We start from the raw sequence: 15,254 nt of genomic DNA on the forward strand, positions 1-15,254 counted from the left end.
GAAGGGTGGCCCGCTGGATTCAGCCCACAAGCAGATCGTGGTATTCCTCGTGCCGCTGCAGGAAAGCCTCGGCATAGGCACATGCCGGCACCACCTTGTACTTCTGCTCACGGGCGAACCGCAGTGCGACCCGGGTCAGCTCACCGGCAATGCCGCGGCCGGCGATCGGCTCGGGCACTTCGGTATGGGTGATGACCATCCGCCTGCGCTTGATCTGGTACTCCAACAGTGCCACCTGTCCGCGCACGCGGGCGGTGAAACGGTGGTTGACCTGATCGTGTTCGACCTCGTAAGCCAGACCGGGGGGCGTGACCGAAGCCATGGGACTGTCTCCTGCGGCGACTGCGTGGATGGTGCGCACGCGGGCGCCATGATCGCGTGAAGCCTGAACAGGGACAAGTCTGCGCCCGTTGCGTCAGTTGTTGCCCTCAAGCTTCAGGCCAGCCGGCCGCTAACCCCTCTGCAGGGGTGCGCCAGCCTGGCATGCCCTTTGCGACAGTTGACCAAGCGATCTGCCGTGGAGGCCCGTGATGCACCCCAGCGATTCCCAAACCGATACCGATCACGCCCTGCTGGAGGGCCTGTTGCAACTGGCCGTGGAGGGACAGACCGAAGACCAGGCGTTCCAGAGCATCGGCGAGGAAGTCTTCTCCCGCCTGCTCGATACCTACGGTCAGCAGACCCGGGCCTGACCCGGAGCGGGGCCGCAACCCCGGGGGTCGGATCCAGTGGATCCGACCCCGGCCACCCTCAGCCGCCGCCGAGGCGGAAGGTCGGGTTGGACAGTTCGCGCAGGAAGTGACTGAAGATGCTCGGCTGCATGGCCAGCATGAAGATCACGCCGAACGCCGCACCGGCCAGGTGCGCGCTGTGGTTGATGCGATCGCCACCGCGCTTGTCCATCCAGATGCTGTAGCCGACGTAGAACGCGGCATAGACGATCGCCGGCGCCGGGATGAAGAACACCAGGATGATCGACCACGGCTTGATCAGGATGAAGGCGAACAGCACCGCCGACACCGCCCCGGACGCACCGAGGCTGAGGTAGTTCGGGTTCTTCTGGTTCTTCAGGTAGCTGGGCAGGATCGAAACCAGCAGCGCACCGACGTAGAACGCCGGGTAGACCAGGTAGCTGCCGGTCAGCTGCACCATCACGCTCTCGATGAACCCCCCGAAGAAGAACAGGGTGATCATGTTGAAGATCAGGTGCGACCAGTCGGCATGGATGAAGCCGTAGGTGATCAGGCGGTCGTACTGGCGGTGGCGATCCACCGCCGGCGGCCACAGGATCAGGCGGTCGGCCAGCTTGCGGTTGTTGAACGCCATCCACGACAGGATGGCGGTGATGGCGATCAACAGCAGATTGACGGGGGTCATGTCAGGCTCAGGCGGTGCGGTAGTTGTCGACCATACGATAGCGTTTCGCATACCAACCGAAGGCCAACGCCGCGACGAAGGCGAAACCGGCGAAGAAGAACATCAGGAATGCCGCTTCGCTCAGGCCCGTGCTGGCGATCTTGTGGGTCACCGCATCGTTGCGTACGGCGGCATTGGACAGCAGCACCCACAGGTTGCCGATGGTGGTGGTCAGGTTCCAGAAGCTCATCACCACGCCCTTCATCGCCTGCGGGGCCTGGCTGTAGGCGAACTCCAGGCCGGTGGCCGAGACCAGCACCTCACCGAAGGTCAGCAGCGCGTACGGCAGCATCTGCCAGAAGATCGACATCGCATTGCCGCCATCCATCACCACCTGGATGCCACCCACTACGATCCAGGCCAGGCCGCTGAAAGCGATGCCGGCGGTCATCCGGCGCAGCGCGGTGGGCTCGAAGCCGAAGCGGCGCAGGGCCGGGTACAGCACCAGGTTGTTGAACGGAATCAGGATCATCACCAGCAGCGGATTCAGCGCCTGCATCTGCGAGGCGGTGAACCAGCTCGGCATCTGCATCTGCTGGCCCTGCAGCACCCAGGTCGAGGCCTTCTGGTCGAACAGCGAGAAGAACGGCGTGGTCAGGGCGAAGATCACCAGCACGCGCAGCACCGAGCGCACGCCTTCCACGGCTTCGGCCGGATGCTGGCCGCGCGCGCGGTCCAGCTGCAGCCAGGTGCCACCACCAATGCCTGCCAGGATCGAGACCAGCGCCAGGCACAGGCAGATCACGATGCCGAGCGAGCCGACCAGGCCGAACGAAGCCACCGCCAGCACCAGGCCGAGCACGGCGATCACCAGGCCCGGACGGCCCTGGCCAGCCACGCGCGTGGTCAGCGCGGTGCGCACCACATTGGCGAACGAATGCGGGTCCTTCGGCGGCAACGGCACCAGCACGTAGCGCTTGCGGCCCAGCCAGAACACGAAGGTGGCGATGAACATCAGGATGCCCGGAATGCCGAACGCCCACTGCGGGCCCCAGTTCTTCAGCACCAGCGGGATCAGCAGCGAGGCGAACAACGAGCCGAAGTTGATGATCCAGTAGAAGGCGTCGAAGACGATCTTGGCCAGGTGCTTGTTGCTCTGGTCGAACTGGTCGCCCATGAACGAGGCCACCAGCGGCTTGATGCCACCGGCGCCCAGCGCGATCAGGCCCAGGCCGAGGAAGAAGCCGCCACGGCTGCCCTCGAACAGCGCAAGGCACAGATGGCCCATGCAGTAGACCAGGCTGAACCACAGGATGGTGTGGTACTTGCCGAAGAACCTGTCGGCCAGCCAGCCACCGAGCAGCGGGAAGAAATACACGCCGATCATGAAGCTGTGCATGATGTCCTTGGCTTCACCGGCACGGCCTTCGGCCGTGATTTCCTGCAGCAGCAGGGAGGTGATCAGGAACTGCACCAGGATGTTGCGCATCCCGTAGAAACTGAACCGCTCGCAGGCCTCATTGCCGATGATGTACGGGATCTGGCGCGGCATCTTTCCCTGGCCGGCGATGGGGGCGACTGCGTCGTGGCTCATCCTGTAAGGCATTCCTGCAAAACGAAAGGCGCAAGAGTACCGGAACCTGTACGTGCGAAGCACGCTGCAGGGCTGCATGACAGGCGCGCCAAAGCATGGCAGGCATGTGCGGGCCCTGCCGGAAGTCACGGAACCTGCACGGCAAAAGCGTAAACTTATCGTTATGCGCCCCCTCCCCTTTGCCCGCATCCTGTCCAGCTGCCTTGCCCTCATGCTGGCCGTGCCTGCATTGGCACGACCGCAGGCGCCGCCGGCCGCCGGCCTTGCCACGGAGGTGCGGCAATTGACCGTCGCCGCGCTGGAACTGCCCAGCCGTGATGAAGGGCAATGGAAGCAGCGCCGCGAACAGGTGCTGCAGCTGCTGACCGATCTGCAGCCGGATGTGATCTCGGTGCAGCAGGTCCTGCAGCAGCAAGGGCGCAACCCGGCCTGCTGGTTGGCCAGCCGGCTGCGCTACAGCTGCGATTTCGTCACCGCAGACCCGCCGAGCCAGCCGGTCCGGCATGGCAACGCGATGCTCAGCCGGCTGCCGGTCAGCGAGGACGGCGTCACCCTGCTGCATCCGCCGGGCACCTTCAGTGCCGCCGGCATGATGCGCCTGCGGCTGGGCGACAACGACGTCAACGTCTACGTCGCGCGCCTGCGGCCGGAGCCGGATGAGGCCACGGCCCGGCAGCATCAGACCAGCGACCTGATGACCTGGATCGGCGCCACGGCCGAGGGCATGCCGAGCCTGATCGCCGGGGATTTTTCCGCAAGCACCGTCGAGTTGGTGCGCAGCACGCCCGGCTTCCAGCCGGCCCGGCGCAATCCTGGCGCACCGGCGGCCAGCGGCGGCGGCGCCAGTGGCCATGGGCTGGATGTGCTGTTCCAGGTCAAGCATTTCGGCGGCATCCGCCAGCAGGCGATCATGCTGCCCGCCGATGGCGACCTGCCCGGCCTGCGCCTGGGCGTGATGGCGACGCTGCGGCTGCAGGACGTGGCTGCCACCACCGAATGAGAACCATGAGGTTGCCGGCCAGCGGCCGGCACTACCGATGCGCAAACAAAAAAGGCCGGGGTCTCCCCCGGCCTTCTGTTGAAGCCGCCGGGCATGGCCCGGCGCTACCGTTCTCAGGCGATCGCTTCCTGGTAGCGGCGCTCGACTTCGTTCCAGTCGATGACGTTGAAGAACGCGCCGATGTATTCCGGACGACGGTTCTGGTACTTCAGGTAGTACGCGTGTTCCCACACGTCCAGACCGAGGATGGGGGTGTTGCCTTCCATCAGCGGGCTGTCCTGGTTGCCGGTGCTCTCGACCACGACCTTCTTGTCCGGGGTCACGCTCAGCCATGCCCAGCCGCTGCCGAAACGGGTCAGCGCAGCCTTGGTGAAGGCGTCCTTGAACTTGTCGAAGCCGCCCAGGTCCTTGTCGATGGCCTTGGCCACGTCGCCCACCGGGTTGCCGCCAGCATTCGGAGCCATCACGGTCCAGAACAGCGAGTGGTTGGCATGGCCGCCACCGTTGTTGCGCACCGGACCCTGCAGGTTCTCCGGCAGCGACTTCAGCTTCTTCACCAGTTCTTCGACCGGCAGGTCAGCGTACTCGGTGCCTTCCAGCGCCGCGTTGACGTTGTTGATGTAGGTCTGGTGATGCTTGGTGTGATGGATTTCCATCGTCGCCGCATCGATATGCGGTTCCAGCGCGTCGTAGGCGTAGGACAGCTTGGGCAGGGTGTAGGCCATGATGCATCTCCTGATTGCGAGGGCACCCGACGGTGTCGGGCGTTGCGCGGTGAATGATGGGGACAGACCGCCAGATTACCAAGGGGGATGTAAAGGAAATTGCGTCCTGCAGGTGAGCATGCCGGCAATTGTTACGCAGCGGTGACGCGGCGCGCGCCCTCATGCAGGGTGCAGCGCGCAGGCGCTACAGTGGGCGCACCACCCTTGCCTGCTCCTGCCCATGCGCAACCCCCGGCTGTTGATCACTGCCATCGTCCTGCTGCTGCTCGGCCTGGTCGTCAATCATTTCCTGCAGCGGCCGCCGCCGCCGCAGTTCGCCCCCGACCTGCAGGGCACTCCGGCGGCCAACGCACCGGCGCTGCGCAACAGCAGCAGCGACAGCGGCCTGCCCGCCTTCCTTCCGGCCGAGGCCCACCAGACCATCGCGCTGATCCAGCGCGGCGGCCCGTTCCCGCATCGGCAGGATGGCAGCACCTTCGGCAACCGCGAACAGCAGCTGCCACAGCGCCCGCGTGGCTACTACCGCGAGTACACCGTCGACACGCCCGGTGCAGGCAACCGCGGCGCGAGGCGCATCGTCACCGGTGGCAACCCGCCCGATGCCTGGTACTACACCGATGATCACTACGAATCGTTCCGCAGCTTCACCGTACCGACCTCCGGAGAACGCCCATGAGCCACGATGATTTCGGCCTCGGCCTGCATGACATCAACAATGCCGGCGTCTACGCGATCGACAGCTCCGATATCAGCGCACTGTCGGCAGCGATGCGCGATGCCGACCTGAAGGTGATCCGGATCGACCTGGATGGCGTGGGCGACAAGCGCACCCTGCTGGCGCGACTGGCCGCCCAGCTTGATTTCCCTGCCGGCTTCGGCGGCAACTGGGACGCTCTGTCTGACAACCTGCGCGACCTGCAATGGCTGCCTGCCCATGGTTATGCGCTGTTCCTGGCCGACGTCGATGCCCTGCGCGCCGGTGCAGGCAAGGAGTTCGACACGCTGCTGGACATCCTGGATGAAGCGAGCCGTGACTGGGTAGGCCGCGACGTCCCGTTCTGGGTGTTTCTGTCGCAGAGCGAATGACCTGGTAGAGGCCGACCTTGGTCGGCATGCACGTGAAGCGCATGGATCATCCACGCATGGCGTGGATCTACCCGGCGCAGCTGGATGCACAGTAGATCCACGCCATGCGTGGATGCGGCACCCTACCGGCTGCCGTTATCTTCCTGCAGCTCCTTCTTGAACGGGATATCCGGCGGCGGACGCGCCACTGCCGGCTGGTCCTGCATGTTCGGATCGGTGAGTCCACAGCCGCCACCGGCCTGCAGGATCGAGATCACGCAGGAAATCTTCGTGCTGGTACCCGGCAACGGAATCTCCATTGCCTTGACACCCTTGCGCACCCATTCGGCGAGCAGCGATTCCTGCGGCACCCAATACTTGTCGAACGAGGTAGGCGTGTAGTCGTACGGCGGCCGCTTCAACCATTTGCCGGACGCGGCGATGCGCTCCTTGCTCCAGCCGTCGTTGGCCCCACCGGGTGCGCCACGCTCGGCCTTGCCGGCCCCGTCCTGGCCGGCCACGCGTACGCTGCCGTCAGCGTTGAACAGGCCATCGCCCTTGCCTGCACTGGTTTGCGCGGCGCCCTGGTTGGCACCGTCGCGATTGCGGCTGGAGGCGCCCCAATCGTCACCGCGGGCGGGCGTTGCCCAGTTGCCTGGGGTTGGTGCCGGACGGGCGCCCGCCTCTGCGGCGGCGGTGCTGGTCGTCGCAGGGCGCGCCACGTTGGCGCTGTTCTGGGCCGAACTGCCGGACGGTGCCGGTGTCGGCGTGGTCGCGCTACCGGCGGCGGTCGACGCGGCAGGTTGCAGCGCGGCAGCAACCTCCCGTTCGCGCACCTGCACCTCGCGCCCGGCAGGCGCACGCACCGTGGGCTCGCGCCCTGCGACGGTGGCCATGCGCACCTGCGGATCGGTCACGGCCTGCACTTCGCGCTCGCGCACCTGTACCTCACGCTGCGGCACGCGCACCTGGATGTCGGTGGTACGCATGGGCTGCGACGCTACCGGCGCTTCGACCGTGCTGATTTCACGTTCCTGCACCTGCACATCGCGCACGCGCGGCGCCTGCACAGCCACGTCGGGCGTGCGTAGCGGCGTTGCTATCGGCGCAGCTTGTACCGGCTGCACGCTGCGCTCGCGCACCGTCGGAATGGTGTCGCGAGGCACGATGCTGACCTCGGTGCGCGGCAGTGCGACCGGCGGCACCACGAATTCGGCGGTCGCCTCTGCAACTTCGGTGGCCTGTACCGGTGAGGGCGGCGGTGCGGCCACCGGCGCCGGCTCCACCTCGGGCGGCGGCGGCACGCTGGCGGTCGGTGCCGTGGCAGCGGCAGCGGAAGACGGCGCAGGTGCAGACGGTTGCGGCCGGGGCGCTGTCGCCGCTCCGGCATCCTGGCCTGCGGCTGCGGCACCGGCCTCCGCGGCGGCAGCCGCCTCGGCACCGGGCTGGTCGCCGCCGCCTTCCTGTGCAGCACGGCCGACGAATTCAATCTGCACGCGCTCACCCTCGCGGCCCTGCTCGTCCGGCGAAGACGTGCGGATCACCGCCACCCAGAGCAGCAACAGGAAGAACAACAGATGCAGCAGCGCACTGAGCAGCGCCGAGGTCCAGCGCATCCAGCGCTGGTCACGCGGCGCCGGATCCCAGTCCTGCCAGAACAGGCGACGCAGTGACGCCCATGGCCCCAGCCCCGGCAAGCGCCCCGGAGGCCCGGGCAGCGGCCGCGGCAGCAGCACTGCAATCACCTCGCGCGCGTGGAACGGACGCGGCAGCGGCGTCAGCGTCCGCAGCCAGATCGCCCAGCCGTACGGCAGGCCGGTGCTCTTCTCGAGGATGGGCGGGCGCTGCTGGCGCGCCAGCAGCAGGTCGATGAGTTGCTCGGCTCTGGGCAGAGGCACGCGTTGGCGATCAGGCGGCGTTGCCGCGCGGGATATACGGAGCGTGCCCGCTGTCGTGATCGGTAGCGTCACGCACGGCGGTCACTCCGGGCACACGGCCCATCAAGGTCTTCTCGATGCCCTGCTTGAGGGTGACGTCGGCCATGCCGCAGCCCTGGCAGCCACCGCCGAAGCGCAGCAGCACCACGCCGTCGGCCGAGACTTCCTGCACGGCGACCTTGCCACCGTGCGAAGCGAGCTGCGGATTGACTTCGTTTTCCACCACCCAATGCACGCGCTCGACCAGCGAGGCGGCATCGCCGGGCGCTTCGCCCTTGATCCGCGGTGCCTTGATCGTCAGCTGCTGGGTGCCGGCGGTACCGGGCACGATGTCGATTTCTGCTCCATCGAGCCAGCCAACGCTGGTGGCGTCCACATAGAGCGTGAAGCCATCACAGTCCACCGCCCACTCGTCGCCGAGCAGATCGGTCGGCTCGGCGAACTCCAGCCGGGCATCGGCACGCGGGGTGCCAGGATCGACCGCACTCAAGCGCACGCCCATGCCGGGCACGCCCTCGCGTTCGATCAGCTTGCGGAAATGGGTCTGGGCAGTGTCGGAGATCTGGATCATCAGGCTATTCTAGCCAAGTAAGCGTCAGCCGCTCATTCGATTTATACACCGGCCGGCGCATTGTTCAGTCAACACGAGGTGGAGGAACCCATGGCCGACCTGATTCCGCTGGCACAGGCCCGTTGCGTGCCACGCAAGGGCAGCGACCACAAACTGGGCGAGGCCCGGCTGGCCGAACTGCTGCCGCAGGTTCCCGGCTGGGAGCTGGCCGAGGCCGGCCAGGCGCTGGTGCGCACGTTCCGCTTCAAGGATTACTACGCCACCATGGCCTTTGTGAACGCGCTGGCCTGGATCGCCCACGGCGAGGATCATCACCCGGACCTCGGCGTCCACTACGACCGTGCCGTCGTCCGCTACTCCACCCACGACGTGGGCGGCCTGAGCGAGAACGACTTCATCTGCGCAGCAAAGACTTCGGCCCTGACGGAGCAACTGAAATGAACGTGAGATTGCTGAGCCTGTCCCTGCTTGCCGTGACCGGCCTGGCCGGCTGCGGCACCTCCGAGCCGCCGGCACCGCCGGCTGCGGCACCCACCGAAGTGGCTGCAGTGAAAACCCCGCCGCCGCAATACCCGCTGGAACTGGCCTGCACCGGCGTGGGCGGCACCAGCACCTTCAAGGTGGTGATCGGCGCTGACGGCAAGCCCAGCGAGGTCACCCTGCTGACCGGCGCGGGCAATGCGCAGCTGGACGAGCTGGCCAAGACCGCCGTGCAGGGCTGGGAGTTCAAGGCCGCTACCCGCAACGGCCAGGCCGTACCGGCCACGATCCAGGTGCCGGTCAGCTTCAACCCGCCGCAGCCCAAGCCGGACCAGTGCTTCGCCATCGAAGAGAGCCTGCGCCGCGGCGGCTGATCGCCTGCCGGTGACGAGGCCAGCCGACGCCCGCCTCCCCGTTGCCGCCCCGGCCCATGCCGGGGCGATTGCCTGATGACAAGGAACGCGTCGGTACATGCTGCAGATCCCCCCCGAAAACATCTGGATCGCCCTGGCGGTCACCCTCGCTGCGGGCCTTGCCACCGCCATCGGCAGCCTGCTGGTGCTGTTCTCGCGTCGCCCCAATCCGCGCCTGCTGGCCTTCGGCCTGGCCTTTGCCGGCGGCGCGATGGTGTACGTCTCGCTGTCGGAGATCCTCAACAAATCCATCGCCTCGTTCGCGCTGGCCTATGGTGAGCGCACCGGCTTCACCTACGGCACGCTCGCGTTCCTGCTGGGCGTGGTGGTGATCGTGCTGATCGACCACTTCATTCCCAACCCGCATGACAGCCTGGACAAGCAGGACCCGGCCTTCCGCGAGAACAGCCGCGAATACCTGAAGCGGGTTGCCCTGCTGACGTCGGTGGCGATCACCGCGCATAACTTCCCGGAAGGGCTGGCGACGTTCTTCGCGACGCTGGAGAGCCCGTCAGTGGGCATGCCGCTGGCCTTCGCCATCGCCATCCACAACATTCCCGAAGGCATCGCCATTGCGGTGCCGGTGTACTTCGCCACGCAGAACAAGTTCTATGCGTTCGCCGCCAGCCTGCTGTCAGGCCTGGCCGAGCCGGTCGGCGCGGCGATCGGCTATGTACTGCTGTCCGGCTCCCTGTCCCACGCCACGTTTGGCTGGGTGTTCGGCCTGATTGCCGGTGTGATGGTGTTCCTGGCGCTGGACGAGCTGCTGCCGGCGGCCAAGCGCTACGCCAAGGGCCACGAAACCGTCTATGGCCTGGTGGCCGGCATGGGTACGCTGGCGATCAGCCTGGTGCTGTTCAAGTGGTGAGGGATTTCCGGCCAACGGGCTGAGCCCCCTCGCGGCCTGGCACCCGAACCTTTCTGAATGGTCCCGGGCGGGGTCAGTTCGCGGGGGACGCCGTTAATCCGTCTCTGGAGGCTTGGCCGCGGCATCCATGCCGCGGACACCCCCGCGAACTGACCCCGCCCGTGCCCCTCATTTTTCCGTGCGTACCAGCCGCGCGATGAAAGGATTAAAAGCGAGGCCCGCGCTGCGCGCGTGAGTCGAGCGTTGCTCGACTCTACAAAGGCTGCGCGCAGCCAGGGGTCTACGCTGCGGCTGTCGGGTCCGCCTTGTAGCGAGCCGAGCACCGCAGGTCCGGCGAGGGCGAAGAGGCGCGGGTGTTTGAGCGCAGCGAGTTCCGCACCACCCCTCGGCGGACCGAGGAGCACAGGGCACCGGCGCGCAGCGCTGGCTCGCGGATGGCGGCGTGTTTCTTTGGTTGCTTTCCTTGCACGAGCAAAGAAAGTGACAAGCCCCCTTATCGAAGGGAAACGACGGCTCCAGCCAAACGCCCGGCGCCGCCGAACCGCCCTTAGCGAAGTCGATCCAGCGCCTCGACCAGCTCATCGGCCAGCGGCGCGTTCAGCACATACGGGCTCTTGCCGTCGTCCAGCGCGAACTCCAGCGACGCGGCATGCAGGAACAGGCGCTTCAGCCCGATCTGCTCACGAAGCCGCTTGTTGACCGCAGGATCGCCGTATTTATCGTCACCGGCTACCGGATGCCCCAGATGCTGGGCGTGCACGCGGATCTGGTGGGTGCGGCCGGTTTCGATGCGTACCTCGCAATAGGAATGACCACCCTTGCGCTCCAGCACCCGGAAATGGCTGATCGATTCCTTGCCGATCGCATTGACCTGCACATGACGCTCGCCGCCCTGGCGCAGGCCCACGTGCAGCGGCGCGTCGACCGTCATCACCCCGTCAGGCATGCGCCCGGCCAACAGGGTCAGGTAGCGCTTGCGGATGCCCGCGCCGTGGTCTTCACGCAGCAGCGCCTGCAGCTCGCTCAGCGCCGAACGCTTCTTGGCCACGATCAACAGGCCGGAGGTATCACGGTCCAGCCGGTGGACCAGTTCGAGGGTCTGCCCCGGACGCAGGGCACGCAGGGTCTCGATGGCGCCGAAGCTGATGCCACTGCCACCGTGGCTGGCGACACCGGTCGGCTTGTTCAGCGCCAGCAGGCGGGCATCTTCGAAGACGATGGCCTGCTCCAGCCGGCGCATGAACGCCTCGGGCGGACCCGCCTTGTCTCCCTCTTCACTGAGACGAACCGGCGGAATCCGCACTTCGTCGCCGGCCTCCAGCTTGCGCTCGGCCTTGGCACGGCCGCCATTGACGCGCACCTGGCCACTGCGGACCAGCTTGTAGACCAGGCTGCGCGGGGCACCCTTGAGCTGGCCGAGCAGGAAATTGTCCAGGCGCTGGCCGGCGCGGTCGGCCGGAACGGTGATCATGCGCACGGAAGGCTTGTCGCCGGCCGGCTTGGTGGGGTCTTGTGCAGTCATCAGCCTGTTTATTCTGTTACACTCGGGGGGCGAGATAAGGGATTGATTTCGTTGGAAGTTACTCAGGGCCAGAAGCCCAGCTTCCGACGAATCCGGCACAGTGCGCGACCACCGCCCGCGGGGCGGCCATGTTAGCGGCTCACCGGCGTTCCCGGCCATCGCCGATTGCCTGACACGCAGTCGCGCTGAACATGTCCCGTGCGGCGCTCCAGCCTGGCTGACAGCTGCCGCCGGCCCTGCAACACCCAAAACCAGAAAATTGAAGCGCTCCCGCGGCCTGCCGTGGTGTCGTAGCGCTGGAAACCCAAGCCGCCCTCCCCGCGCTTGCGCGAATGGGCGGCGAGCCGTGTCCAGAGGCGAAACCCCATGGCGTTCCGCGCGGTAGCCGCTTGCGAGGAACGCAACAATGAAGCGAATGCTGATCAACGCCACGCAGGCTGAAGAGCTGCGTGTTGCCATCGTGGATGGCCAGTCGTTGTATGACATCGACATCGAGCAGCCGTCCAAGGAACAGAAGAAGTCCAACATCTACAAGGGCCGGATCTTCCGCATCGAGCCCTCGCTGGAAGCGGCCTTCGTCGAATACGGTGGTGGCCGCCATGGCTTCCTGCCGCTGAAGGAAATCTCCCGCGACTACTTCCAGGCCGGTGTCGACCACAACAAGGCCGGTATCCGCGAGCTGCTGAAGGAAGGCCAGGAAGTGGTCGTCCAGGTCGACAAGGAAGAGCGTGGCAACAAGGGCGCCGCCCTGACCACGTTCATCTCCCTGGCCGGCCGCTACATGGTGCTGATGCCGAACTCACCCAGTGCCGGCGGTGTCTCCCGTCGCATCGAGGGTGAAGACCGGGCCGCCCTGAAGGATGCCCTGGACAAGCTGAACATCCCCGACGAAATGGGCGTCATCATCCGTACCGCCGGCGTCGGTCGCGATGCGGAAGAACTGCAGTGGGATCTGGACTACCTGCTGAACGTCTGGCGCGCCATCGCCGAAGCGGCGCTGAGCAAGCCAGCCCCGTTCCTGATCTACCAGGAATCGCGCCTGATCGTGCGCGCCCTGCGTGACTACCTGCGCGCCGACATCGGCGAGATCCTGGTGGACACCGAGGAGATGTACGAGCACGCCAAGGAGTTCATGCAGCAGGTGATGCCGCAGACCCTGCGCAAGCTCAAGCATTACAAGGACGACATCCCGCTGTTCAACCGCTTCCAGATCGAATCGCAGATCGAAGGCGCCTACGAGCGCAACGTGCGCCTGCCGTCGGGCGGCTCGATCGTGGTCGACCAGACCGAAGCGCTGACTGCCGTCGACGTCAACTCCTCGCGCGCCACCAAGGGCAGCGACATCGAGGACACCGCGTTCCAGACCAACCTGGAAGCGGCCGAGGAAGTGGCCCGCCAGCTGCGCCTGCGTGATCTCGGTGGCCTGGTGGTGATCGACTTCATCGACATGGCCTCCAACAAGCACCAGCGTGAGGTCGAGAACCGCCTGGCCAACGCGCTGAAGTACGACCGTGCACGCGTACAGGTCGGCCGCATCTCGCGCTTCGGCCTGCTGGAAATGAGCCGCCAGCGCCTGCGCCCGAGCCTGGGCGAATCCAGCCAGATCGTCTGCCCGCGCTGCGACGGCCATGGCCGCATGCGCAGCGTCGAGTCGCTGTCGCTGTCGATCATCCGCGTCGCCGAAGAGCATGCGATGAAGGAGAACACCGGGCAGGTGCTGGTACAGGCCCCGGTGGAGATCGCCAATTACCTGCTGAATGAAAAGCGCGGCGCGCTGGGCGAAATCGAGAAGCGCCACGAGGCGCCGATCGTGATCGTTGCCGACGAGCAGCTGCACACCCCGCATTACACCGTCACCCGCCTGCGCGACAACGAGCTGGGCGAGGAAAGCGGCAAGCCGAGCTACCAGCGTGGTACCCCGCGCAAGCTGCCGGTGCACGCGCTGACCAAGGGCCAGCTGAACATCCCGCCACCGATGGTGACCCAGGTCAAGCACAACTCGCCCGCCCCGGTGCGCGAGGAAGTGGAACCGGTCGCCGCCCCGGCACCGGCACCGGTGGCCGCAGCGGCCCCGGCAGCCGCCGCCAGTGGTGGCGTCGTCGGCTGGCTCAAGCGCATCTTTGGCGGCGAGCCGGCACCGGCCCCCGCACCGGCACCGGCCGCACGCCAGCCGCAGCAGGATGGCGGCCGCCGTGACCGCAACAAGGATCGCAACAAGGACCGCAAGGACCGTCGCGAAGACAGCCGTGGCAACGGCGGCAATGGCAATGGCAATGCGCAGCAGCAGAAGGACGGCGGCAACCGCAAGGACCGCGGTGAGCAGCGCAAGGATGGCCGCAACGGCGGCAACCAGGCCAATGGCAATGGCCAGCAGCAGCCGCAGCAGCAGGGCAAGCCGAAGGATGGCCAGCAGCCGCAGCAGCAGAACAAGCCGCGCAACGAACAGGGCCAGGGCCAGCAGCAGCCGAAGCTGAAGCAGCCGAAGCAGCCGCGCCCGCAGGACGGTGACAAGCCGGCCGAGAAGCCGCAGCGCGCCGCTGCCGAAGCACCGTCCGATGTCGCGACCGCAGCAGCAGCCGTGGCCACCACGACCGCAGTTGCCGCCACTGTCGCGGTGCAGGAAGAGAAGGCACAGGCACCCGCCGTTGCCACTGAAAACGTGGCCGACACTGTCGCCACCTTGGACACCGCCGCGAAGACCGATGCGGAGATCGTGGTTGCGACCGGGGCTGCCGAAGATGCTGCGACCGATACCGCAGGTGACCAGACCGGTGAAGGCGCAACCCGCCGCCGCCGTGGCCGTCGTGGCGGTCGTCGTCGTCGTCGCGGTGGCGCTGAGAACGCCGCTGGCGGCGACGTGCTGGGCGATGACCTGGACGACGGCGATGATGCCGAGGGCGAGGACAACGACGGCGATTCCGTCGAGCCGACCGCCCCGGCTCCGGTCGGCGCACCGGCAGCTGCCGTGCAGCCGTCGCGTTCGCAGCCGGAATTCGATTTCGATGACGACGTCGAGCCGGTCGCTGCTGATGCCGGCAAGCCGGCACGTACGCCGGTTGCAGTGGCTGCCGCGGTTGCCCCGGTTGCTGCCGTGAGCAGCCCCGTGGTCGAAGCGGCTGCTCCGGTGGTCGCCCCAGTGCAGGCTCCGGCTCCGGTGGAAGCAGCCGCCAAGGTCGAACCGGCCCCGTCGCCGGTGCAGACCAGCATGCTGGATGCCATCGATGCAGCGACGCCGGTGCAGCCGGCGCCTGAAGCGGCTCCGGTGATCGAGGCGAAGCCGCCGGTGGTCGAGACCGCTGCGGCGATCGAAGCAGCTCCGATCGCTGAACCGACCGCGGTGGTTGCAACCGCTCCGGTCTCTGAACCGACCGCGGTGGTGGAAGCCGCACCGGTGGCCGAGCCGAAGCCGGTGGTGGTCGACGTTGCGCCGGTGGTTGAAGCTGCTCCGGCAGTCGAACCGAAGGCCGAGGTTGAAGTCGCCCCGGTCATCGAGCAGCCGGCCGCCCCGGCGGCTGTCGAAACCGCACCGGTGGAAACCGCTGCGCCGGTCGCCGATGCGGTCGTGCCAGCGCAGGTCGACCCGATCGCCGATGGCCATGCCGACGCTGCCGCCCAGGCCGCCGACGCGCAGGCCTCGGAAGAAGACGAAGACGCCGGCAAGCGCACGCCGCCTGCCGCCTGATCGATCCTTGATCGGCAACAACGAAACGGCGGGGATCGATG

At 66.8% G+C, this 15,254-nt stretch carries 15 protein-coding genes; 8 read left to right on the plus strand and 7 right to left on the minus strand.

The window, feature by feature from the left end:
- Positions 1-19: 19 nt before the first annotated feature.
- On the minus strand, positions 20-322 hold the full coding sequence (locus ACUXVE_RS14590; RefSeq protein ID WP_025876743.1) for a GNAT family N-acetyltransferase: 303 nt from the start codon (positions 320-322) through the stop codon (positions 20-22).
- Positions 323-530: 208 nt separating this feature from the next.
- On the opposite strand from ACUXVE_RS14590, the gene ACUXVE_RS14595 reads away from it, so the two are divergent.
- Complete coding sequence (locus ACUXVE_RS14595; RefSeq protein ID WP_167552091.1) at positions 531-692, plus strand: hypothetical protein; 162 nt, start codon at positions 531-533, stop codon at positions 690-692.
- A 58-nt stretch (positions 693-750) separates the two neighbouring features.
- Here ACUXVE_RS14595 and ACUXVE_RS14600 read toward each other — a convergent pair whose 3' ends face one another.
- Positions 751-1,377, minus strand: coding sequence for a rhomboid family intramembrane serine protease (locus tag ACUXVE_RS14600; protein ID WP_025876742.1), 627 nt, complete (start codon positions 1,375-1,377; stop codon positions 751-753).
- A 7-nt stretch (positions 1,378-1,384) separates the two neighbouring features.
- On the minus strand, positions 1,385-2,950 hold the full coding sequence (locus ACUXVE_RS14605; RefSeq protein WP_093819013.1) for a POT-type proton-dependent oligopeptide transporter: 1,566 nt from the start codon (positions 2,948-2,950) through the stop codon (positions 1,385-1,387).
- Between the two features lie 163 nt (positions 2,951-3,113).
- On the opposite strand from ACUXVE_RS14605, the gene ACUXVE_RS14610 reads away from it, so the two are divergent.
- Positions 3,114-3,950: an endonuclease/exonuclease/phosphatase family protein gene (locus ACUXVE_RS14610; protein ID WP_025876740.1), complete on the plus strand. Its 837-nt coding sequence runs from the start codon at positions 3,114-3,116 to the stop codon at positions 3,948-3,950.
- A 113-nt stretch (positions 3,951-4,063) separates the two neighbouring features.
- Here the strand turns inward: ACUXVE_RS14610 and ACUXVE_RS14615 are convergent, their stop codons facing one another.
- Positions 4,064-4,675: a superoxide dismutase gene (locus ACUXVE_RS14615; protein WP_005410310.1), complete on the minus strand. Its 612-nt coding sequence runs from the start codon at positions 4,673-4,675 to the stop codon at positions 4,064-4,066.
- Between the two features lie 220 nt (positions 4,676-4,895).
- Here ACUXVE_RS14615 and ACUXVE_RS14620 point away from each other — a divergent pair, with 220 nt between their 5' ends.
- Both ACUXVE_RS14620 and ACUXVE_RS14625 read left to right on the plus strand, forming a co-directional pair.
- Positions 4,896-5,351 (plus strand): ribonuclease domain-containing protein, encoded by a 456-nt coding sequence (locus tag ACUXVE_RS14620; RefSeq protein ID WP_222388819.1) that lies wholly within the window; start codon positions 4,896-4,898, stop codon positions 5,349-5,351.
- On the plus strand, positions 5,348-5,761 hold the full coding sequence (locus ACUXVE_RS14625; protein ID WP_025876732.1) for a barstar family protein: 414 nt from the start codon (positions 5,348-5,350) through the stop codon (positions 5,759-5,761). Before ACUXVE_RS14620 ends, ACUXVE_RS14625 begins: the two co-directional genes overlap by 4 nt.
- Positions 5,762-5,883: 122 nt before the next feature.
- Here the strand turns inward: ACUXVE_RS14625 and ACUXVE_RS14630 are convergent, their stop codons facing one another.
- Complete coding sequence (locus ACUXVE_RS14630; protein WP_445514674.1) at positions 5,884-7,638, minus strand: hypothetical protein; 1,755 nt, start codon at positions 7,636-7,638, stop codon at positions 5,884-5,886.
- Between the two features lie 10 nt (positions 7,639-7,648).
- Positions 7,649-8,248: an NfuA family Fe-S biogenesis protein gene (locus ACUXVE_RS14635; RefSeq protein WP_049466593.1), complete on the minus strand. Its 600-nt coding sequence runs from the start codon at positions 8,246-8,248 to the stop codon at positions 7,649-7,651.
- A gap of 90 nt (positions 8,249-8,338) precedes the next feature.
- Here ACUXVE_RS14635 and ACUXVE_RS14640 point away from each other — a divergent pair, with 90 nt between their 5' ends.
- From ACUXVE_RS14640 to zupT, 3 genes are all read left to right on the plus strand, one after another.
- The gene (locus tag ACUXVE_RS14640) at positions 8,339-8,689 is read left to right on the plus strand and encodes a 4a-hydroxytetrahydrobiopterin dehydratase (RefSeq protein ID WP_025876725.1); all 351 of its coding nucleotides are present in this window, start codon (positions 8,339-8,341) and stop codon (positions 8,687-8,689) included.
- Entirely contained in the window at positions 8,686-9,102 is a 417-nt protein-coding gene (locus tag ACUXVE_RS14645) for an energy transducer TonB (protein ID WP_093819008.1), read from the plus strand. Before ACUXVE_RS14640 ends, ACUXVE_RS14645 begins: the two co-directional genes overlap by 4 nt.
- A 97-nt stretch (positions 9,103-9,199) precedes the next feature.
- On the plus strand, positions 9,200-10,009 hold the full coding sequence (zupT, locus tag ACUXVE_RS14650; RefSeq protein ID WP_025876721.1) for a zinc transporter ZupT: 810 nt from the start codon (positions 9,200-9,202) through the stop codon (positions 10,007-10,009).
- Between the two features lie 547 nt (positions 10,010-10,556).
- Here zupT and ACUXVE_RS14655 read toward each other — a convergent pair.
- Positions 10,557-11,531, minus strand: coding sequence for an RluA family pseudouridine synthase (locus ACUXVE_RS14655; RefSeq protein WP_025876523.1), 975 nt, complete (start codon positions 11,529-11,531; stop codon positions 10,557-10,559).
- A gap of 406 nt (positions 11,532-11,937) precedes the next feature.
- On the opposite strand from ACUXVE_RS14655, the gene rne reads away from it, so the two are divergent.
- Entirely contained in the window at positions 11,938-15,213 is a 3,276-nt protein-coding gene (gene rne, locus ACUXVE_RS14660) for a ribonuclease E (protein ID WP_445514675.1), read from the plus strand.
- Positions 15,214-15,254: the final 41 nt, after the last annotated feature.

The organism is Stenotrophomonas sp. 3(2025), assembly GCF_052665395.1.